Genomic DNA, 19,092 nt, shown 5'->3' on the forward strand with positions numbered 1-19,092 from the left:
GTGGACGGACACAACCGTTTCATCATCGCCAAGAAGCACCCGGAAATCCCGTACACTGTCCATGAAACGGAGTTTGCAAACCGCTATGAAGCCATCATCTGGATTTGCAAGAATCAGCTGGGGCGGCGCAATCTCACCCCGGAACAGAAGAAGTACCTTATCGGGAAACAGTATGAAGCTGAAAAATGTTCCAACGGTGGTGATCGAAAAAGTGCTGTTGCAAAATCAGGTTGCCAAATTGGCAACCTGATTCCCACTTCAAAAACCTGTCAAAAAGTCGCCAAAGAGAACGGTGTGGGCATGAGAACAGTTTTTCGTGCTGAAGAATTTGCCAAAGGTGTAGATGCTGCCGAAGAAGCCGTTCCCGGCACACGACAGAAAGTGCTTTCCGGCGAGGTCAAGCCGACCGCCGCCGAGATCGCATCCGTTGCCCGCGCACCTCCTGAAGAACGTCCGGCACTGGTGGCTGAAATCTGCAAACCCAAAGACCAGAAGAAAGCCGCAGCTGTCGAAACAACATCGTCCCCAGCAGCCAAACCGCTTTCCGATTCCAGTACATCCGAGGAAGAATGCACGGACGAAGAACTGGTTCACACTCCGGCTCCGCAGGAGCAGACTTTTCCACAAAGAGTGAATGAATCGTTGAAAATCGACCGTCAGCAGATTCTTGAAATCGCAAACAGCCGCTATGTACCCAAACGACTTGCCGATGGGACTGCGATGCTTTGCGAGGTATCGGGAGCCGCCAACAGTATGATGCGCCGCTGGGAAAGTGTTTTCCGGGAATATCCCGATATTCTGTCCGATGCAGAGAACCGTGCATCCGTAGAGCGAACAATTCAGAAGCTGAGAGATTACCTGAAAAATCTGGAAGATAAAATGGAGGAACTGCTATGAAAAAAATGAACTGCGTCAGCACTATGCCTGAGATCATGCCCGAAATCACCGATGAAGCCATCATCGAAGCCCTTTTCGCGCAGCGGCCTTACGAAGAAAAGGTCATCAACAGTGCCTTTCTCGAAATCCCTGCGGAATATCAGCGCAAGCTGAACATCCCCAATGTCGAAAAGATGTCGGCGGAGTTCACCGAACTGATTGCCAACCCGCCCAAGGTCAGCTACCGGGACGGTCACTACTTCGTCTTTGACGGTCAGCATACCATCGTGACCCGTCGGGCGATGAACGGCGGGCAGGATCTTCCGATCATCTGCAAGGTGTATGAGGGACTGACAGAGGAAGAAGAAGCCATGCTGTTTTCCCGGCAGACGGGCGTTTCCACGCCGCTGACCGCTGGCGCAGAGCTGCGCGCCGCTTTGGTGGGCAAAGACCCGGAATCTCTCGCATTCGTGAAAGCCACCGAAAGCACCGGTCTGCAGATCGGTCTGGACAGCTACCGTGCCCCGTGGAAGATCATCTGCATCCGCACGGCTTTCAAGGAATACAAAGCCTACGGCGCAGACCTCTACAAAGAAGCCCTGACCATGCTGGCAAAGGGCTGGGAGGGTGACCCCGATTCCCTCCGCTCCGGCATCCTGCAGGGCATGGTTCGCTTTGTGGCTCTGTATCAGGGCGAGTATGACCCGGAGCGTCTGGTCAAGCGGCTGCACACTGTTCATCCCATGACGTTGGTAAACGACGAGAAATCTCTGAGCGGCACGGTCAGCTACAAATATATGATGCTGATCCTGCGCACCTACAACGGTGCCAGCCGCCGCTTCAATCTTCTCATCAAGCAGTGACATTCTTGCCTTTCTAGGCATACTCCTTTTTCTAGCAAGAGCCGCCCGGTTTTGACAGGCGGCTCTTGCTACATATAGAAGAATAGGAGGTCTGATCGCTATCATACCAAAAGACTGGAAATACCTCAGAGGGGACATTTACTATGCAGACATGGAGCCGCACATCGGCTCCGAGCAGGGTGGCACCCGCCCTGTGGTGGTTCTGCAAAACGACGTAGGAAACCGCTATGCGCCTACCCTTATCGTGGCGACAGTGACTTCCCGCACCGAGAAAAAGAAATACCAGCCCACACACGTTCTGATAGCCCACAATACAGCCTTTGAGAAGCCGTCTGTGGTTCAGCTGGAACAGATCTTCACGATAGACAAAAGCCGCATACAGCGCTTCTTAGGACAGACTACACGACATGAAATGCGCAGGATCGAAGAAGCCCTGATGAACAGTTTGGAAATCAATGAATGGGACAGGAGGAATGCCGATGAATGAAAAAGTGATGGTATCGCCGGAGATCCAAACCGAAGCGGTTGTTCTGCCGCAGATCGTCAGCATCAAGCAGGCAAGTCAGCGTATGGGCTTGCCTGAATATTACATCCGCCGCCTTTGCCGGGAAGTGCCGGGCATGGCGTTCCAGTCAGGCATCAAGTGGTACATCAACCTTGGCAAGATGGCTGACTACTTCAACGGTGGAACGACAACTTTGTGATTTGTCAAGGATGCGGGCGTAAACTGCGACATCCTAAAAATTAACCGCCCGAACTGCTATACTCATCGTGACAGAGATAACCACCACACAGAAAGGACGGTAAATATATGGCATCGTTTGAATTGCGAGAACCCAAAAAGAAGCCTCGTTATTATAAACTCATCGCAAATGTTCTGGTGAACGGCAAAATTGAACGCCGTTATGGTCGGTTCGATTTTGACCCCACCGAACTGAAAAACGCTCGTGCGCGCAACGCCGCTGCGAAAGCTGCCGCTGCCGAATTTGAACGGCTGGAACAGGAAAAGGCAGACAAGGAAGCCAGCAATGCAGGAAAGACCTTTGCAGTAGTGGCGCAGGAGTACATAGCTTCAAACCGTTCTCGTATGGCACCTTCAGTTCGTCTGAAGGGCGACTATGATAGCAACAGGAATAAAGAGAACACGAGTTTGAAAAAGGAAAAATATCTTCAGCGCATCCAGTGTTATCCGGAGTTTTCTGAAAAGCCGATTGCGTTGATTACAAAAAAGGATTGTGATTCGATGATTCGCTTCATTGAGGACAGTGACGCACGAGTTTACAAACGTGCAGTTTTGAAACCAGAAGCTAAAGAGTTCAAAACGGTGTCCTGCCCTAAAATTGCGAAGGAATGCACCATCCGAGAGGAAACCATTGAGCGAATCTTCCGTGGCGAAACGGTATCTTTGGATTCGGCACAACAGGTGGCAACGGCTTTAGGTAAGACCGTTGAACAGATGTTTGAAGTAGAGATTGATCGCCGTCCCATGACGAAAAAGACGATGCGAGAGTACAATCTGTTCATTCGGTCAGTTCTGAACTACGCCAATGATAACTATGGAACATCACTTCAAATGCCAATGATAAAGGCATCTGGTCGAAAAGGAAAATCGGTGGATTGCTTACATAGTGATGAGGTAGAAGCTCTGCAAGCTGCCTTACAAGAATGTTCTATGCTGGAAAAAGCAATCGTTTTGTGCTTGCTGAACACAGGTGTCCGCCGTGGTGAATTGGCAGGACTTACATGGAAAGACGTAAACTTCCGCGAGGGAACGATCCATGTGTCAAAATCCCTGCTGGTCTTTCCGAACTATGGCTATCAGCTTACCACAACGAAGGAAAGCAATATCCGTGATGTGGATGTTGCGCCGGAGTTCATGGATTTCCTGAAGGACTATTATGCACAGTGGAAAGCCCAGAAGAAGCTGATGGGTGCAAGCTGGCAGAAGAATTTGGAGAAGAAAGGCTCCAAATACGCACAGTCCCTTTTGGATTTGCGTGGGAACGACTTCGTGATCTGCAACGACTATGGTTTTCCTATCAACCCGGATAGCTATGGCGCATTGGTACGCCGTGTTGGAAAAAAGGCGGGCATTGAAAAAATTCATCCGCATATGTTCCGGCACACCTTCGTCAGCATTCTGTTGTCCAATCCCAATATCGGCGTGGCGACAGTAGCCGCAGAAGCCGGACACGCACAGCCCAGTACTACCCTTGCAATTTACACGCAGGTCTATGATAGGCGGCGTGATGAGATTCGGAAACAGATGAGCAGAGAACTGTACAAGTGAGATTGCTCCATCAGGCAAAAGAAAAAGCACGAGACGCAAAATCTCGTGCTTTTTTGGTGGGCCATGAGGGATTCGAACCCCCACTGGAGCGGTTATGAGCCGCCGGCTTTAACCGTTAAGCTAATGGCCCTTATGACGTTGTTTCAAAGATCTGTAAAGTGGCTTTCGTACCCAGAAAATACCCAAGTCCGATTTTTAAGCCACTAGCAAACCAAAAAACAACGGAAAAACGCTGTTTGGAAAAGGTGGAAACGGTAAGGTCTGGCGGTTATGAGCCGCCAGCTCTGACCAACTGAGCTACTAGCCCGCATATTCTGCGCTGCGGCACTTACAAGTATACCAAAAACAGCGCAAAATGAAAAGCATTTACACAAAACTTTATTTGGTGCGATGGGCATCCAGCTTCTGCTGCATAAAACGATCAAGCATTTCCTGCGGGAACAGTGGCTCCTTGTAGCCAAAGGCTTCGCGGATGAAGATCAGGGTCACTACGGTCTGACGACCGGGGTCCAGCCGAAGGGTATACAGGGTGTCCAGCGGCTGCTGGGTGGGCTGGTGCAGGGTGAGATGCAGCAGAAAGCCGCCGTCCTTTTCCCGGCGGCACTCGTACACGAACTCGTCGGCGTCCCTGTGCTCGTCCAGCCGGTCGAAGCACTCGTCCAGCGGCAGGTCGGTGCGGAACTCCGAAAGGCCGGCGGGGCCGTACTGGCTGCGGCGGGTATTCTCGCGCCGGGACAAAAGAAAAACGATCACGCCAAGTACGGCGGCAAGCAGGACAATGGAAACTGCGGCGTTCATGAAGATCCTCCTGAAGAGTTTTTCTTATTGTAACACAACCCGCATACTTTTGTGCTATAATATTTTTAATTCTTTGAAAATTTTGTCAGGAGCCTGCGCACTGCTGCAGGCGGGAGGAACACAATGAAGCTCAAATTTACACGCAAGACCTGGTACTTTTTCCTGCTGGCGGCAGCGGCAATGTCCATGCTGGGCGGCTTTGCCGTGCTGGGCGGCATGGATTTTTCGGGGCTGGAACTGATCGTGTTCTGCATCACCGGCATTGCAGTGCTGTTTTTGGCCGCACAGAAGGGTGCGCCCGCCAAGGATAAGCGCAGCTACACGCTGGTGTTCGTGCTGCTGATGCTCAGCAAGCTGGCTGCAGGCGGCTGGGCGGGCGACCTGTGCTCGGCACTGGTGTGGCCGGGCCTGCTTGCCATCGAGTACGGCCACGGCAGGCCCATCCAGCGCCCGCTGCAGCTGGTGTGCATCTCGGAAGCGCTGCGGCTTTTATTCTGGCTGCTGACGAAGTATGCGGGCATGAGCGCCCTTGCCTTCTGGACGAACATCATGTTCGTGCTGCTGGCCTGCGCCCGGGGCTGGGCAGCGCTTGTGCTGTATAAGACCCAGGAGGAAACGCTGTGACTCAGCGGCGCAAGTCCAAAAAAACGGAAGCGGAACCGCGCCGTGTGAACCGGCGCACCTTTCTGGCGGGGGCCGGTGCTGCTGTCTGTGTGGGTGCGGGGCTGTGGCTGCGCAGAAAAAAGTTTTCCAAATGGGACAAAACGAAAGCAGAAAAACAGCCTGTTGAGAACCCTGCCCTGCCTGCAGGCGAGTGGCGGGCCGTATGGGTGAGCTATCTGGAATGGGCAGCAATGGATTTTTCCTCGGCGGATGCCTTCCGCGCCGGGTGCGTGCAAATGCTGGAAAACTGCGCGGGCCTTGGGCTGAACACAGTGCTTGCGCAGGTGCGGCCCTTCGGGGATGCACTTTACAAAAGCCAGCTGTTCCCGTGGAGCCACCTGTGCACCGGCGTGCAGGGGCAGGACCCCGGTTTTGACCCGCTGGACATCCTTTTGCAGGAGGCCCACGGGCGCGGCCTTTCGGTGGAAGCGTGGCTGAATCCCTACCGGCTGCGGTCCTCTGCAGCCATGCCGCCGAATCTGGCAGAGAACAACCTTGCCAACACCCACCCGGAATGGGTGTGTGCAGTGGGCGACGGGCTGTATCTGAACCCGGCCGAGCCTGCAGCGGCGGACTATGTGGTGCAGGGCGTGGCCGAGCTTTTGCAGAACTACGCGGTGGACGGCATCCACTTTGACGATTATTTTTACCCTACGACCGAAGAAAGCATCGATGCGGCGCAGTTTGCGGCCAGCGGTGCGGCAGACCTTGCAGCATGGCGGCGGCAGAACGTGACCGCTCTGGTCAAGAAGGTGCACGACACGGTGAAGACTGCAGACCCGACGCTGCGCTTTGGCATCAGTCCGCAGGGGAATCCCGACAACGACCTCAACAGCCAGTACAGCGATGTGACGGCGTGGCTGGCCGCAGGCGGGGAAGAACAGGTGGTGGATTATCTCTGCCCGCAGATCTACTGGGGCTATGGCTACACGCTGCAGAGCGGCAGCACCCGCTTTGCCTTTGAGAACATCGTGCCCGCGTGGCTGGCGTACCCGCGCGCAGAGGGCATGGCCCTGTACTTCGGGCTGGGCGCGTACCGCGTGGGCACCGGTGACGGCGGCGCGAACCCGGATAGCGTGAGCGGCTGGAGCACCGGCGATGTGCTGGCCCGGCAGGTGCAGGACCTGCGCAGCCAGAACGCGGGTGGCTGGGCGCTGTACCGGTACGGCAGTCTGTTTGGTACAGGTGCACCGGAGCAGGCCGCTGCCGAGTGTGCTGCCCTGCGGGCGGTCACTGGCAAAGAAACGTAAAATCAGGCGGCAAACCGCACAAAAAGAAAAGCCCCGGCGGGGCTTTTCTTGCAGTACGGCACAGGACAAATGTCTTGTACAGCGCCGGAAAATGCGGTATACTATATCTGTATCTGCTCTGTACAAGAACAGGGCGGAGGGATGAAAAACAAAGAGAAGCGCATTGCTTCGTGAGGAAACGTATGAAGATGAAAAAAAGGATCGTTGTGCTGCTGATGGCGCTGGTGCTTGCAGTGGGCCTGATCGGCTGCAAGGACACCCTGAAGAGCATCGTGCACAAGGCATCGGGCACTTCAGACGAAGTGCAGGAAGAGGACACTACCCGCTGGGCCGACCAGACCAGTGATCCGCTGATCATTCAGGGCATTGCAGACTCCTCGGCCAAGTTTGCCACGGCCACGGCGGATGGCTGCCTGTATGCAGTGTTCAACGGCATCTGGAGCCGCCAGACCAGCTACTTTACCGTGCCCTCCGGCACGCTGAGTATTATGGGCTGCGGCACGGCTGAGGGCACCCAGCGGTTCAAGGTGGCCGTGTGGAAAAAGGTGGACGGCGGCGCAGAGTATGTGACCGACAGCACCTATTATATCCATACCGACGGCACCGACTACCGCTGCACCATCTCCGGGCTGGACCCGGCGGCGCAGTACCGTGTGACCATCTCCTATGACTCCAGCAAGTACTACCTGTACGGCCTGCTGAAGGTGGAGGGCATTGGCTGATGAACACACAAACCAAGAACTCTCTGCTTTTGCTGCTGTGCTCCCTTATTTGGGGCACAGCCTTTGTGGCCCAGAGCGCCGGTTCCGGCATGGGAGCCTACAGCTTTCTGGCCGGGCGCAGCTGGCTGGCTGTACTGGTGCTGATCCCCACGGTGATGGTGTTTGATGCCATCCGCCGCAAAAGCGGCACCGATGCAAAGCCCAAAACTGCTGCCGAGAAGAAAAAGCTGCTGGCGGCAGGCTTTGTGTGCGGCACCCTTCTGTTTGCTGCTTCCGCTGCACAGCAGATCGGCATTACCATCAATCCGTCCACGGCAAAGGCTGGCTTCCTGACCGCCATGTACGTGGTGCTGGTGCCGGTGTTCGGCCTGTTTCTGGGCCGCAAGGGCAGCGCGCAGCTGTGGGTGAGCATGGTGGTAGCCGTGCTGGGCCTGTACCTGCTGTGCATGAAAAACGGCTTTGGCAGCATCGAGTCCAGCGACTGGCTCCTGCTGAGCTGTGCGGTGCTGTTCAGCTTCCAGATCATTGCGGTGGACCACTTTTCCCCGCAGGTGGACGGCGTGCGGCTGAGCCTTGCCGAGTTTCTGGTGGTGTCGGTGGAAAGCACCGCTGCGGCTCTGCTGTTCGAGACACCTTCCGCAGCGCAGTTCGCGGAGAATGCGCTGCCGATCCTCTACTGCGGCATCATGTCCAGCGGCGTGGCCTACACCCTGCAGATCCTGGGCCAGCGGGACCTGAACCCTGCTATTGCCAGCCTGATCATGTGTCTGGAAAGCGTGTTCAGTGCGCTGGGCGGCTGGATGCTGCTGCACCAGAGCCTTTCCGCGCGGGAAGTCTTTGGCTGCGTGCTGATCTTTGCTGCCGTGGTGCTGGCCCAGCTGCCGCTGGAAATGCTGCACCGGGCAAAAAAGACTACCTGACCTCATGGCGGGCAGAAAGCAGGAGACACAGCTGCGCACGGCAGGCGGCATCCAATACGAGCTGACCCGCAAACGGGTCAAGAACCTGAACATCCGTGTGCGGGAGGATGGCACCGTGGCGGTGAGCATCCCCCTGCGGACGAGCGCAGAAGCGGCAGACCGTTTTGTGGCCGCACGCGCCGACTGGGTGCAGCAGGCCCGGGAACGTGCCATGCGGCGCGCAGCGCAGGAAGCGCGGCCTCTGCCGGATAAGGAAACAGCGCTGGCCTATTTTACGGCCATGAGCGATAAGGTCTACCCGGCCTTTGCCGGAGTGCTGGGCGGGCACAAGCCCGTCATCAAGGTGCGCAGCATGACCAGCCGGTGGGGCGTGTGCTTTATGGCAAAGCGGCAGATCACCTTTGCACTGCAGCTGTATCATATGCCCCCGGCGGCGCAGATCTATGTGGTAGTGCATGAGTACTGCCACTTTTTGCAGCCCAACCACAGCCCGGCGTTCTGGGCCGAGGTGGCAAAGCTGCTGCCGGACTGGAAAGCCCGGCGGGCGCTTTTAAAGTGACTAAATAGTGGGAAAGCGGATGCGGGCGGTCACAGACCGGCCCGCATCCGAATTGTAAAACAGGAGGGAAGTTCCCTTGGAAAACGAAAAAAAGTCCGGCGATAAATATTCAAAGCTTGCCGGCAACACATTGATCTTTGCAATTTCCAGCTTTTCGTCAAAGCTGCTCACCCTGATCGTCCAGCCGTTCCTTACCTATGCAATGGCGGAGATCTCCGATCTGGGCCTTTCCAAGATCCTGAGCCAGTACGCGAACCTGCTCATCCCGTTCGTGTCCATGGGCATGTCCAACGCCATCATCCGCTTTGGTCTGGACAAGGGCAACAGCGAAAAACAGGTGTTCACCAACGGCCTGCTGACCATTCTGGGCGGCTTTGGCATTCTGGTGCTGTGCTGGCCCATTGCGCAGTTCCTGCCCGATATGGCACAGTACGGCCTGCTCATTTACATCTATGTGCTCATGAGCTGCCTGCGCACCCTGTGCACCCAGTTCGTGCGCAGCCGCCAGTGGAACAAGCTGGTGGCCGTGGACGGCGTGCTGTGCACCGTGGCCACCATGGCTTTCTACGTGCTGTATCTGGTGGGCTTCAAGTGGGGTGCCAACGGCTACCTGCTGGCCATCATCAGCGGCGACCTTTCCAGTGTGCTGTTCCTGATGTTCACCGGCAAGCTGTGGAACTATGTGGAGCTGAAGGGCATCAACAAGGATCTGTGGAAGCAGATGCTGCGCTTTTCGCTGCCCATGATCCCGGCACAGATCAGCTTCTGGATCATCAACGCATCCGACCTGTTCTTTGTGCGTGAGATGTGCAACGGTCTGGACGGCCGCGACGGCAATGCATGGAGCGGCCTGCTTTCCACCGGCTATTTCCTGCCCACCATCCTTACTACGCTGGGCCTGATCTTCTACGATGCATGGCAGCTCTCCGCTGTGACCGAGGAAGAGGGCCGCGCAAAGTTCTTTACCAAAATTTTCCGCACCTATTCCAGTGTGCTGTTCTGCTGCGCAGCCGGTATCATCTGGCTGTGCCGCCCGGTGATGCACGTGATGAAGTCCAACTACTACTATGCATGGCACTTTGTGCCCTTCCTTGTGCTGGCTTCCACCTGCAGCTGCTTCAACCAGTTCATGAACAGCGTGTATGTGGTGAATAAAAAGTCCGCCCGCAGCATGATCACCATGATGGCGGGTGCTGTGAGCAACTGCATCATGAACTACTTCTTCATCAAGTGGTGGGGGCCTGTGGGCGCTACCTATGCGTCCTTCCTTGGCCTTGCGCTGGTGTTCACCCTGCGCGCCATCGATGCCCACCGCATGATCGGGATGCAGGTACATCCGGGCCGCGTGCTGGTGAATGCGGCTGCGCTGGTGATCGAAGCCTTTGTGCTGCTGGCCGAAACGCCGCTCTATGGCCTGTGGACCGGCATCATCACGGCGCTGATCATCCTGTACAACTTTGCCGGTGTGTGGGCCATGGCCCGTGTCCTGCTGCCCAAGCTTCTGGGCCGCCGCGGCAAGGCACTGGTAAATGTGATCGACGGCTGGATCGCACCCAAGAAAGCATAACAGCATAACTGAAAATAAACGCAGAAAGTCCCCGGAACGCTGGTTCCGGGGACTTTTTCAGCAATCGGGAAAACTTTCAGTGCCGGGCATTTTTGCCGGTCAGGCTGGCAAAAGTGCCGCCAGCCATTAGGGCAAAAAGTACCGCCATTCCTCAGAATGACGGTAAAACGGATGCGGCAGATCAGGCAAGATGCTTTTCCAGCCAGCTGCCGATATCTTCAAACACTTCCTGATGGTTCGTTTCCACCAGCAGTTCATGCCGGGCACCGGGGTACAGCTTGCACTCAATGTTCTGCACACCGGCGTCTTTCAGGCTCTGGATGGCACGCTGCACGCCCTTGCCCTGTTCGCCCACCGGGTCGGCATCGCCAGCCAAGAACAGCAGCGGCAGGTCTTTGGGCATTTTTGCAAGGAACGCCGGGTCGTGCAGGCGCAGGATGCCGCTGAACATGCTGTAGTAGGCGTTCAGCGTAAAGGTAAAGGTGCAGCGTTCGTCGGCCAGATATTTGTCCACCTCGGCCTGATCGCGGTTGAGCCAGTCGTGGGTGGTGCGGCCCTCCAGCCCTTTGTTGTAGCCCATAAAGGACATGTTGGCCACGAACTTGCTGCGGTACTGCCAGCCGTGGAAAGCGGCCAGCACCCGGCAGAGGGTTTTGGCAAACTGCACCAGTGCCTTGGGCTGGAAGCCGGTGCCCATGATGATGGCTCCGTCCAGCTCATGGCCGTATTCGCATAAATACTGCCGGGCATAGAACGAACCCATGCTGTGCCCCAGCAGAAAATAAGGCACGCCCGGGTACAGCTCTTTGGTGCGCACGGTCATGGCGTGCAGGTCGGCCAGAACGGCGCGGTTGCCGTCCGGCTCGGCAAAGTAGCCGTAGTCCGCTTTGGTGCGGATGGAGCCGCCGTGGCCCAAATGGTCGTGGCCGGTAACAAGAATGCCCCGCCCGGCCAGATATTCCGCCAGTGGCTTGTAGCGGTCAATAAATTCCACCATGCCGTGGGACAGCTGCAGAACCGCCTTTACTTCACCCTCCGGCACACAGCGGAAGGCATGCAAAGTCCGCCCCGGCACAGTGGACGGGACGGTGAAATCGATCATCTGGCTCATAGCAGAGCCTCCTTTTTGTGTGTTTTACAGTGCACCGATCTTGCGGCGGCAGGCCGGGCAGATGCAGTAGCCCGCAAACTGCACCGAAGACTCATCCACCTCGCCACAGAAATCGCAGCTGCCGGCGGGCCGATGCTTTTTGAGCACGATGGAGTCGCCATCCACAAAGATCTCCAGCTTGGTGTCAGTGTCCAGATGCATACTGGTGCGCAGCTCCTTGGGCAGAACGATGCGGCCCAGCGCATCGATGCCGCGGACAATTCCGGTACTTTTCATAGTATTCCATTCTCCTTTATCCTTTTCCTGTGATAGCCAGTCTGTGACACAATAGGAAAATTGTTCCAGTGGCGCTATGCTCAGTATACAAAAAATAACAGGGTTCGTCAATGATTGCATGACATTTCGACAAAAAACAACCTTTTATGCAACTTCTTCCGGCTTGTTCTCCACACGGGCGCAGGTGCGTCCCTCGGGACGGATCTCTCCAGCGGCAGTCAGTGCGATCTTGGTCAGCGTGGGGCCTGCCAGCTCATACACCAGCACCGAGAACAGCACCACGTTGCGCACCATGTGGCCGTCCGAGAGCTGGGCGGCTGTGGCAGCCATGCCAAGTGCCACACCGGCCTGCGGCAGCAGGGTGATGCCGAGGTACTTCTGGATATCATCACTGCAGCGGGCCCGCGATCAGCGAAAGGGAAGAACGAAAAGGGAAAACGCAGCGCAGCCAGAAAAAACGCATATACGTCCAATATACTATCCGCCCAGACAAAAAGCAACCGGAATATGGAGCCCCGGCAAAGAGCTCCGGACGGGCAAATAAAAGAAACTCCTTCCGTTATCGCTGCGCGATGCCACCTCCCTCTTTGAGGGAGCTGGCACGGCGTAAGACGTGACGGAAGGAGTAAATTTCAAAGAATCAGTTGAACTTGAAGACCTTGCGCAGCTGGCGGTAGACGCCCAGAGTGAGCTTGTCGCCGCCGGGGAACTTCAGGTCGGTCAGACCGCCCAGATTGTAGCGCACGGCGCGGTAAACGCCGGTGCTTACGTGATCCTTGAGGTACTGCCACAGCCCGGTGCGCTTGGCCTTTGCCTCGTCGCTGCCGTCCAGCAGCAGGAAGATGTCGCTCACGGCCATCATCACGGACAGATAGTGCACCATGTAGGCGTGCAGACGTTTCTGATCCTTCAGCTCATCCAGATCCTGACAGTCGATCATGTGCCGGGTGACCCGCAGCTGCTGATCCACCCGCTTGACCATGATACTCTCGTTCACGCTCTGGTCGGCACGGCCAATGAAGTAGCGGTACAGATCCAGATCCATGTAGTACATGCTCTTGACATAGGGCAGGGGCTGGTAGACAAAAATGTTGTCCACATAGAAGGTGTGCTTGGGCAGCACCATGCCGCACTTGCGCAGCACCTCGGTGCGGTACATCACCGAGTGCATCAGGATGTTCTGGTCCGGGCGGAAGTGGCCCACATGGGTCCAGTTGAACAGGCGGTTCTGCGGGAACACGTTGGTGTAGCGCACGGTCAGGGTGGTGTTGTCCTCCACATGCTCATACACGTAGTTGCAGATCATCATGTCAGGCGCGGTGCCGCGGGCCACCAGAGTGGTCAGGCGGGCCAGAACCTTTTTGAGGGCGTCGGTGTCCAGCCAGTCGTCGCTGTCCACTACCTTATAGTACAGGCCGGTGGCGTTGCGGATGCCCTGATTCACACCCTCGCCGTGGCCGCCGTTTTCCTGATGGATGGCCTTGACGATGGTGGGATATTTGGCGGCGTACTCGTCGCAGATGGCGGGGGTATCGTCCTTCACGGAACCGTCGTCCACAAGGATGATCTCGGCCTGCTCTCCGGCAGAAAGCAGGGTCTCGACGCAATGGCGCATATATGCCGCCGAGTTGTAGCACGGAACGGCAAAGGTGATGAGTTTCTGCTGCATAAGATGATTGCTCCTTTTTCTATCAACAGTCGGCGCACAAAAAAACGCCGGACATGGAGTTATGTGCTCCTATTATATCATTTTCGCGCCTGAAAAGCTATCATTTGCAAAAAAATTACCTTTGACATTTCGTGCTTTTTGCCAAAAAAACGGCTCTGCACCTGCGCAAAAGCCCGGCTTTTGTGGTATACTGATATGGTTTTGAAGATATTGCGCAGAAAAAAACCTATTCTATGATACGGAGGGACCCATGGAAAACCCGCACTCGATCTTAAAAAAGGTATTCGGCTACGACAGTTTCCGCCCCGGGCAGGAGGAGATCGTCAGCCGCCTGCTTGCCGGGCAGGATGTACTGGCGGTGATGCCCACCGGTGCGGGCAAATCCATCTGCTATCAGGTGCCGGCGCTGCTGCTGCCGGGCATCACCATCGTGGTGTCGCCGCTGGTCAGCCTGATGAAGGATCAGGTGGGGGCACTGGTGCAGGCCGGTGTGGCGGCGGCGTTTCTGAACAACAGCCTGAACGATAACCAGAAGGCCCTGATGCTGCGCCGCGCCCGGGAAGGCTGGTACAAGATCATCTATGTGGCACCGGAACGGCTGGAGATGCCGGGCTTCCAGCGGTTTGCACAGGAGCGGACCATCAGCATGGTGACGGTGGACGAGGCCCACTGCATCAGCCAGTGGGGACAGGACTTCCGACCCAGCTACCTGCGTATCAAAGCCTTTGTGGACAGCCTGCCCAGCCGTCCGGTGGTGGGCGCATTCACGGCCACGGCCACCGCCCATGTGCGGGACGACATCCGGGAACAGCTGGCCTTGCAGAAGCCCTACGAGGTGACCACCAGCTTTGACCGGCCCAACCTCTATTTTGAGACCCGGCGCGCCCTGCCCAGCCAGAAGCCGAAGGAGCTGCTGGATCTTGTGCTGAAAGAGGGTGACAACGCGGGCATCGTCTACTGCAGCACCACAAAGCAGGTGGATGAGACTGCCCGCCTGCTGCAGAGCCGCGGTATCCGGGCTGCGGCCTACCATGCCAAGCTGGACGCGGATACCCGGCGGAAGAATCAGGACGATTTCCTCTACGACCGGGTGCAAATCATGGTAGCCACCAATGCCTTCGGCATGGGCATCGACAAGCCCAACGTGCGGTTCGTGATCCACTACAATATGCCCAAGGATGTGGAAAGTTATTATCAGGAAGCAGGCCGTGCAGGCCGCGATGGTCAGCCCGCCCGGTGCACGCTGCTCTATTCCGGCACCGATGTGCGCACCATCCGCTTCTTTATTGAAAAGGAGATGGAGGCAGACAACGGTCTGCCCGCCGATGTGAAAGCCGAAGCTGCCCGCAAGGCCGAGGAGCGGCTCAAGTACATGACATTTTATTCCACCACGCAGGACTGTCTGCGGGGATTTCTGCTGCATTACTTCGGCGAAGCTGAACCAAAGAAATGCGGCAACTGCTCCTGCTGTCTGGCCGCAGAGCAGGAAGCGCAGCTGCAGGTGGAGTATTCCCGGCGGCGCGCGGCGGATAATGCCCGCCGCCTGACCGAGAAGCCGCGCCGCACAAAGGCGGTGGCAGGCGAGCTGAGCGAGTTTGACGAAAAGCTGCTGAATGCCCTCTATGCTCAGCGCAAGCGGCTGGCCGGAAAGCAGAATATCCCGGCCTTTATGGTGTTCAGCGATGCCACCCTGCGGGAAATGGTGGAAAAGAAGCCGCTGAGCACCGATGAACTGCTGAATATCAGCGGTGTGGGCGAGAAGAAAGCCGTCCGCTACGGCAATGCCTTCCTGCGCATCATCGAGGATGCCGTGGGCAGCAGAGAGTAAAACAAAAAAAGAAAGCGTCCGGTTTTCCACACGTTCCGTTCAGGAAGTGGAAAACCGGACGCTCTTTTCTGTTATGTTTATTTTTCCATAGTATGGGTGGCGAATACCTTTTCGTCCTCCCACCACACGGGCTCCCCGGCGGCAAGGGTCTTTTTCACATCCAGAAGACGCTGGTTGCTGCTGCCGCGGAACCGCAGGGAGATATCGTGCTTTGCCTGCACGAACTCGCCGTCCACCAGCACATCCAGCAGGCTCAGCAGCTCGTCGGTGGCTTCACACCGGGCAAGACTTGGCTCTTTGCCGGTCAGCTGTTCCCAGGTGTAGCCGGAATAGCACCATACCGTTTTGTTCGGGTACAAGGCCTTGAAGTTGCGCACGAAGGGCAGCAGCTCCCGCTGATTTTCCGGCTCCATGGGTTCGCCGCCCAGCAGAGAAAGACCCGCGATATAGTCCGGCTGGCAGGATGCAAACACTTCGTTGCGGGTGGGTTTGTCGAAGGGCTGGCCATAGTCAAAGTCCCACGCCACGGCGTTGAAGCACCCTGGGCAGTGGTGGCGGCAGCCGGACACGAACACGCTGGTGCGCACCCCCGGGCCGTTGGCAATGTCATAGTATTTGATGGTTGCGTAGTTCATAATATGATTCCTGTACTTTACAAAGAAATGGAAGCCTGCCGTTGCGGCCCTTCCGGTGAAAATACGTTTGGAGCGGCCCGCAGGCCGCTCCAAACGTGAAATAGAAAAAATTTTCCGCTGTTATGCCCAGAACGAAGTGGAGGGCATTTGAATCGTAATTACAGATGCAGCACGCGGTCCTTGATCTCCTGCGTGCGGCCCTGATTCCAGAACTGGGTGCCGATATAGCCACAGGTGCGGCGGGCAACATTCAGCTTGTTCTGGTCGCGGTTGCCGCACTTGGGGCACTCCCACACCAGCTTGCCGTCATCCTCCACGATCTTGATCTCGCCGTCATAACCGCAGACCTGACAGTAATCGGATTTGGTGTTCAACTCCGCATACATGATGTTGTCATAGATGAACTGCAGCACACTTATGACGGCTTCCAAATTGTCCTGCATGTTGGGCACTTCCACATAGCTGATGGCACCGCCCGGAGACAGGCGCTGGAAGTCGGATTCAAACTTCAGCTTGGTGAAGGCATCGATCTGCTCCGACACATGCACATGATAGCTGTTGGTGATATAGTTCTTGTCGGTAATGCCGGGCACGATGCCAAAGCGCTTCTGCAGGCACTTGGCGAACTTGTAGGTGGTGGATTCCAGCGGGGTGCCGTAGAGGGAGTAGTCGATGTTCTCGGCCTTTTTCCATGCGTTGCACTTGTCGTTCATGTGCTGCATCACGCTCAGAGCAAAGGGCTTGGCACCGGCATCGGTATGGCTCTTGCCGGTCATATACTTCACGCACTCATACAGGCCGGCATAGCCCAGACTGATGGTGGAGTAGCCGCCGAACAGCAGCTTGTCGATCTTTTCGCCCTTCTTCAGGCGGGCCAGCGCACCATACTGCCACAGGATGGGTGCGGCATCGCTGGGAGTGCCCAGCAGCCGCTTGTGCCGTGCCTGCAGTGCGCGGTGGCACAGGGCCAGACGCTCGTCGAAGATCTTCCAGAACTTCTCAAAGTTGCCCTTGGAGGAGAGTGCCACATCCACCAGATTGATGGTGACAACGCCCTGATTGAACCGGCCGTAGTACTTGGGCTTGCCGGTCTCGGGGTCCACATAGGGGGTCAGGAAGCTGCGGCAGCCCATGCAGGTGTAGCAGTGGCCTTCGCCGTTTTTGTCTACCTTGAGCTCCAGCATCTTCTTTTCGGAGATATAGTCGGGCACCATGCGTTTTGCGGTACACTTGGCGGCCAGTTCGGTCAGGTAGTAATAAGGAGTGCCGGGGCGGATGTTGTCCTCTTCCAGCACATAGATCAGCTTGGGGAAGGCGGGGGTGATCCACACACCGGCCTCGTTCTTCACGCCCTGATAGCGCTGGCGGATGGTCTCCTCAATGATGATGGCAAGGTCTGCCTTCTCCTGCGGATTGCGCGCCTCGCCCAGATACATGAACACGGTGATAAAGGGGGCCTGACCATTGGTGGTCATCAGCGTGACCACCTGATACTGGATGGTCTGCACACCGCGGTTGATCTCGCTGCGCAGGCGGCGCTCCACGATCTCCTTCTTGCGCTCGGCAGAAACGTCCAGACCGGCCATTTCCACTTCTACCTCAGCGGCGATCTTCTTGCGGGAGACATCCACAAAGGGGGCGAGGTGGGTCAGGCTGATGCTCTGACCGCCGTACTGGTTGGATGCCACCTGTGCAATGATCTGGGTGGCGATGTTGCAGGCGGTGGAGAAGCTGTGAGGCTTTTCAATATAGGTGCCGGAAATGACGGTGCCGTTCTGCAGCATGTCCTCCAGATTCACCAGATCGCAGTTGTGCATGTGCTGGGCAAAGTAGTCGGAATCGTGGAAGTGGATCAGGCCCTCCTGATGGGCCTTGACGATCTCCGGGTCCAGCAGCAGACGGGCGGTCAGATCTTTGGAGATCTCACCGGCCATATAGTCGCGCTGTACGCTGTTCACGGTGGGGTTCTTGTTGGCGTTCTCCTGCTTGACCTCTTCGTTCTGGCACTCGATCAGGCTCAGGATGCGCTCATCGGTGGTGTTGGTCTGGCGCTTCAGGCTCTGCACATAGCGGTAGGTGATGTAGTGCCGGGCCACATCATGTGCCTTGATGTCCATGAGCTGGTTCTCCACCATATCCTGCACTTCTTCCACGCTGACGGCGCGGTTCAGCGCCTGACACTGGTCGGTAACAGCAGCGGCGATCTGGGTGATCTGGTCCTTTGTCAGACGGCTCTGACCGCTCACAGAATCGCTGGCCTTAGTAACAGCGGTGATGATCTTGGTGATATCAAAGGGGACCTCTGCACCGTTGCGTTTGATGATCTTCATCGGCTCTCCTCCTTAACAAATAAAGCACAGTGTGAACGGGTACCTCTTACAATAAGAGATACCCGTTTTGCGCACACGATATCCAACAAACTGAATGTAGCTCTATTCTATCACTATCTAGTGGCAAGTCAAGGAAAATACCACTACATTTTGCGTTTTGGAGTTTTAGCCAAAATTCATGGATAATTTTCAGGATAAAATCTGAGCCAAGACCTCTTGACAACGCACACCTGTTTCCGAGGTGTAATATCGCAAAATATTATACGGCGAAAGCTTTATAATACATTATATAAGCAAAGAGAAAAGGCATTTGTGCCAAGCTGCACCAAAGCAGCTGCGGCGCATATACCTCACGGTCAGATGCCGTTTCCGGTCGTGCGCAAAAAAGAATGGAAAAAATCTGTCAAAAAGTGTTGACAAGGAGGCGGGGGTGTGGTATTATACTTGAGCGCCAAGCGCTGAGGCAAAAGAATGACTTCCGAAGTCTCAGCAGGAAGCCCTTGAAAAGAACCAATAGACGCTGAAAACACCAGTTGACACTGAGATGTTTGAAGCGTTTCAAGTTCAGAAAGCTCAAAAGCTTCTAAAAAATAAGGCTTGACAAAAAACCACTTCGGTGGTACAATAAACAGGTCGTCAGCCGCAAGGCTGAGGCGCACAGGACCTTGAAAATTGAACAATATCGAAAAACTTGTAAGGAACCTTTTAAGTGTTTGGAAAAACACTAAAAACAAT

At 56.0% G+C, this 19,092-nt stretch carries 20 protein-coding genes and 1 tRNA gene; 12 read left to right on the forward strand and 9 right to left on the reverse strand.

Translation table 11 applies throughout. The features are described from left to right. The 5 genes from GKG36_RS13720 (at position 1) to GKG36_RS13740 (ending at position 4,029) form a co-directional block, all read left to right on the forward strand. Entirely contained in the window at positions 1-897 is an 897-nt protein-coding gene (locus tag GKG36_RS13720) for a hypothetical protein (protein ID WP_173012984.1), read from the forward strand. Continuing rightward, a complete protein-coding gene (locus GKG36_RS13725; RefSeq protein WP_154261209.1) occupies positions 894-1,739 on the forward strand; it encodes a DUF6551 family protein in 846 nt (281 codons plus the stop codon). The genes GKG36_RS13720 and GKG36_RS13725 overlap by 4 nt, the downstream gene beginning before the upstream one ends. A gap of 100 nt (positions 1,740-1,839) precedes the next feature. Continuing rightward, a complete protein-coding gene (locus GKG36_RS13730; RefSeq protein ID WP_055185981.1) occupies positions 1,840-2,226 on the forward strand; it encodes a type II toxin-antitoxin system PemK/MazF family toxin in 387 nt (128 codons plus the stop codon). After that, complete coding sequence (locus GKG36_RS13735) at positions 2,219-2,443, forward strand: hypothetical protein (RefSeq protein ID WP_055185980.1); 225 nt, start codon at positions 2,219-2,221, stop codon at positions 2,441-2,443. The genes GKG36_RS13730 and GKG36_RS13735 overlap by 8 nt, the downstream gene beginning before the upstream one ends. Positions 2,444-2,550: 107 nt before the next feature. Beyond that, a complete protein-coding gene (locus GKG36_RS13740) occupies positions 2,551-4,029 on the forward strand; it encodes a site-specific integrase (RefSeq protein WP_055185979.1) in 1,479 nt (492 codons plus the stop codon). A 54-nt stretch (positions 4,030-4,083) separates the two neighbouring features. Here GKG36_RS13740 and GKG36_RS13745 read toward each other — a convergent pair. Continuing rightward, positions 4,084-4,159: transfer RNA gene (locus GKG36_RS13745), tRNA-Ile, on the reverse strand. A 248-nt stretch (positions 4,160-4,407) separates the two neighbouring features. Further along, positions 4,408-4,827: a hypothetical protein gene (locus GKG36_RS13750; protein ID WP_044953353.1), complete on the reverse strand. Its 420-nt coding sequence runs from the start codon at positions 4,825-4,827 to the stop codon at positions 4,408-4,410. Positions 4,828-4,950: 123 nt separating this feature from the next. Here GKG36_RS13750 and GKG36_RS13755 point away from each other — a divergent pair, with 123 nt between their 5' ends. The 6 genes from GKG36_RS13755 (at position 4,951) to GKG36_RS13780 (ending at position 10,508) form a co-directional block, all read left to right on the forward strand. Then, complete coding sequence (locus GKG36_RS13755; protein WP_005938897.1) at positions 4,951-5,451, forward strand: hypothetical protein; 501 nt, start codon at positions 4,951-4,953, stop codon at positions 5,449-5,451. Continuing rightward, the gene (locus tag GKG36_RS13760) at positions 5,448-6,740 is read left to right on the forward strand and encodes a family 10 glycosylhydrolase (protein WP_173012985.1); all 1,293 of its coding nucleotides are present in this window, start codon (positions 5,448-5,450) and stop codon (positions 6,738-6,740) included. The genes GKG36_RS13755 and GKG36_RS13760 overlap by 4 nt, the downstream gene beginning before the upstream one ends. A gap of 188 nt (positions 6,741-6,928) precedes the next feature. After that, a complete protein-coding gene (locus tag GKG36_RS13765; RefSeq protein ID WP_143405573.1) occupies positions 6,929-7,462 on the forward strand; it encodes a hypothetical protein in 534 nt (177 codons plus the stop codon). Then, positions 7,462-8,382 (forward strand): DMT family transporter, encoded by a 921-nt coding sequence (locus GKG36_RS13770; protein ID WP_154261211.1) that lies wholly within the window; start codon positions 7,462-7,464, stop codon positions 8,380-8,382. The genes GKG36_RS13765 and GKG36_RS13770 overlap by 1 nt, the downstream gene beginning before the upstream one ends. A 4-nt stretch (positions 8,383-8,386) precedes the next feature. Further along, positions 8,387-8,941 carry a YgjP-like metallopeptidase domain-containing protein gene (locus GKG36_RS13775; protein WP_097780774.1) on the forward strand — a complete coding sequence of 185 codons (555 nt, stop codon included), beginning with the start codon at positions 8,387-8,389 and terminating at the stop codon, positions 8,939-8,941. A 76-nt stretch (positions 8,942-9,017) separates the two neighbouring features. After that, positions 9,018-10,508 carry a lipopolysaccharide biosynthesis protein gene (locus GKG36_RS13780; protein ID WP_154261213.1) on the forward strand — a complete coding sequence of 497 codons (1,491 nt, stop codon included), beginning with the start codon at positions 9,018-9,020 and terminating at the stop codon, positions 10,506-10,508. Between the two features lie 181 nt (positions 10,509-10,689). On the opposite strand, the gene GKG36_RS13785 is transcribed toward GKG36_RS13780, so the two are convergent. The 4 genes from GKG36_RS13785 to GKG36_RS13800 all read right to left on the reverse strand — a co-directional run bounded on the left by GKG36_RS13785 (position 10,690) and on the right by GKG36_RS13800 (position 13,564). Beyond that, on the reverse strand, positions 10,690-11,619 hold the full coding sequence (locus GKG36_RS13785) for an alpha/beta fold hydrolase (RefSeq protein ID WP_097780776.1): 930 nt from the start codon (positions 11,617-11,619) through the stop codon (positions 10,690-10,692). A gap of 24 nt (positions 11,620-11,643) precedes the next feature. Next, entirely contained in the window at positions 11,644-11,895 is a 252-nt protein-coding gene (locus GKG36_RS13790; RefSeq protein ID WP_005938917.1) for an AbrB/MazE/SpoVT family DNA-binding domain-containing protein, read from the reverse strand. Between the two features lie 144 nt (positions 11,896-12,039). Continuing rightward, on the reverse strand, positions 12,040-12,237 hold the full coding sequence (locus GKG36_RS13795; RefSeq protein ID WP_243139120.1) for a hypothetical protein: 198 nt from the start codon (positions 12,235-12,237) through the stop codon (positions 12,040-12,042). 298 nt (positions 12,238-12,535) lie between these two features. Beyond that, positions 12,536-13,564 (reverse strand): glycosyltransferase family 2 protein, encoded by a 1,029-nt coding sequence (locus GKG36_RS13800; RefSeq protein ID WP_154261215.1) that lies wholly within the window; start codon positions 13,562-13,564, stop codon positions 12,536-12,538. Positions 13,565-13,814: 250 nt separating this feature from the next. Here GKG36_RS13800 and GKG36_RS13805 point away from each other — a divergent pair, with 250 nt between their 5' ends. Next, on the forward strand, positions 13,815-15,392 hold the full coding sequence (locus GKG36_RS13805) for a RecQ family ATP-dependent DNA helicase (protein ID WP_154261217.1): 1,578 nt from the start codon (positions 13,815-13,817) through the stop codon (positions 15,390-15,392). Between the two features lie 77 nt (positions 15,393-15,469). Here the strand turns inward: GKG36_RS13805 and nrdG are convergent, their stop codons facing one another. The 3 genes from nrdG to GKG36_RS14635 all read right to left on the reverse strand — a co-directional run. Further along, positions 15,470-16,027: an anaerobic ribonucleoside-triphosphate reductase activating protein gene (nrdG, locus tag GKG36_RS13810; RefSeq protein ID WP_118528346.1), complete on the reverse strand. Its 558-nt coding sequence runs from the start codon at positions 16,025-16,027 to the stop codon at positions 15,470-15,472. A 158-nt stretch (positions 16,028-16,185) separates the two neighbouring features. Then, the gene (gene nrdD / locus GKG36_RS13815) at positions 16,186-18,357 is read right to left on the reverse strand and encodes an anaerobic ribonucleoside-triphosphate reductase (RefSeq protein ID WP_005938935.1); all 2,172 of its coding nucleotides are present in this window, start codon (positions 18,355-18,357) and stop codon (positions 16,186-16,188) included. A gap of 356 nt (positions 18,358-18,713) precedes the next feature. Beyond that, positions 18,714-19,092, reverse strand: a 379-nt coding sequence (locus GKG36_RS14635) for a hypothetical protein (RefSeq protein ID WP_173012986.1), incomplete at its 5' end; no start/stop codon positions are given.

Source organism: Faecalibacterium sp. BIOML-A1, assembly GCF_009679715.1.
GTDB classification, from domain to species: Bacteria; Bacillota; Clostridia; order Oscillospirales; family Ruminococcaceae; genus Faecalibacterium; species Faecalibacterium taiwanense.

Coding starts and splice junctions, on each gene's coding strand:
- GKG36_RS13770 (WP_154261211.1), top strand. CDS start 7,462: ATGAACACACAAACCAAGAACTCTCTGCTTTTGCTGCTGTGCTCCCTT.
- GKG36_RS13800 (WP_154261215.1), bottom strand. CDS start 13,564: ATGCAGCAGAAACTCATCACCTTTGCCGTTCCGTGCTACAACTCGGCG.
- GKG36_RS13725 (WP_154261209.1), top strand. CDS start 894: ATGAAAAAAATGAACTGCGTCAGCACTATGCCTGAGATCATGCCCGAA.
- GKG36_RS13775 (WP_097780774.1), top strand. CDS start 8,387: ATGGCGGGCAGAAAGCAGGAGACACAGCTGCGCACGGCAGGCGGCATC.
- GKG36_RS13765 (WP_143405573.1), top strand. CDS start 6,929: ATGAAAAAAAGGATCGTTGTGCTGCTGATGGCGCTGGTGCTTGCAGTG.
- GKG36_RS13735 (WP_055185980.1), top strand. CDS start 2,219: ATGAATGAAAAAGTGATGGTATCGCCGGAGATCCAAACCGAAGCGGTT.
- nrdD (WP_005938935.1), bottom strand. CDS start 18,357: ATGAAGATCATCAAACGCAACGGTGCAGAGGTCCCCTTTGATATCACC.
- GKG36_RS13805 (WP_154261217.1), top strand. CDS start 13,815: ATGGAAAACCCGCACTCGATCTTAAAAAAGGTATTCGGCTACGACAGT.
- nrdG (WP_118528346.1), bottom strand. CDS start 16,027: ATGAACTACGCAACCATCAAATACTATGACATTGCCAACGGCCCGGGG.
- GKG36_RS13755 (WP_005938897.1), top strand. CDS start 4,951: ATGAAGCTCAAATTTACACGCAAGACCTGGTACTTTTTCCTGCTGGCG.
- GKG36_RS13750 (WP_044953353.1), bottom strand. CDS start 4,827: ATGAACGCCGCAGTTTCCATTGTCCTGCTTGCCGCCGTACTTGGCGTG.
- GKG36_RS13785 (WP_097780776.1), bottom strand. CDS start 11,619: ATGAGCCAGATGATCGATTTCACCGTCCCGTCCACTGTGCCGGGGCGG.
- GKG36_RS13740 (WP_055185979.1), top strand. CDS start 2,551: ATGGCATCGTTTGAATTGCGAGAACCCAAAAAGAAGCCTCGTTATTAT.
- GKG36_RS13790 (WP_005938917.1), bottom strand. CDS start 11,895: ATGAAAAGTACCGGAATTGTCCGCGGCATCGATGCGCTGGGCCGCATC.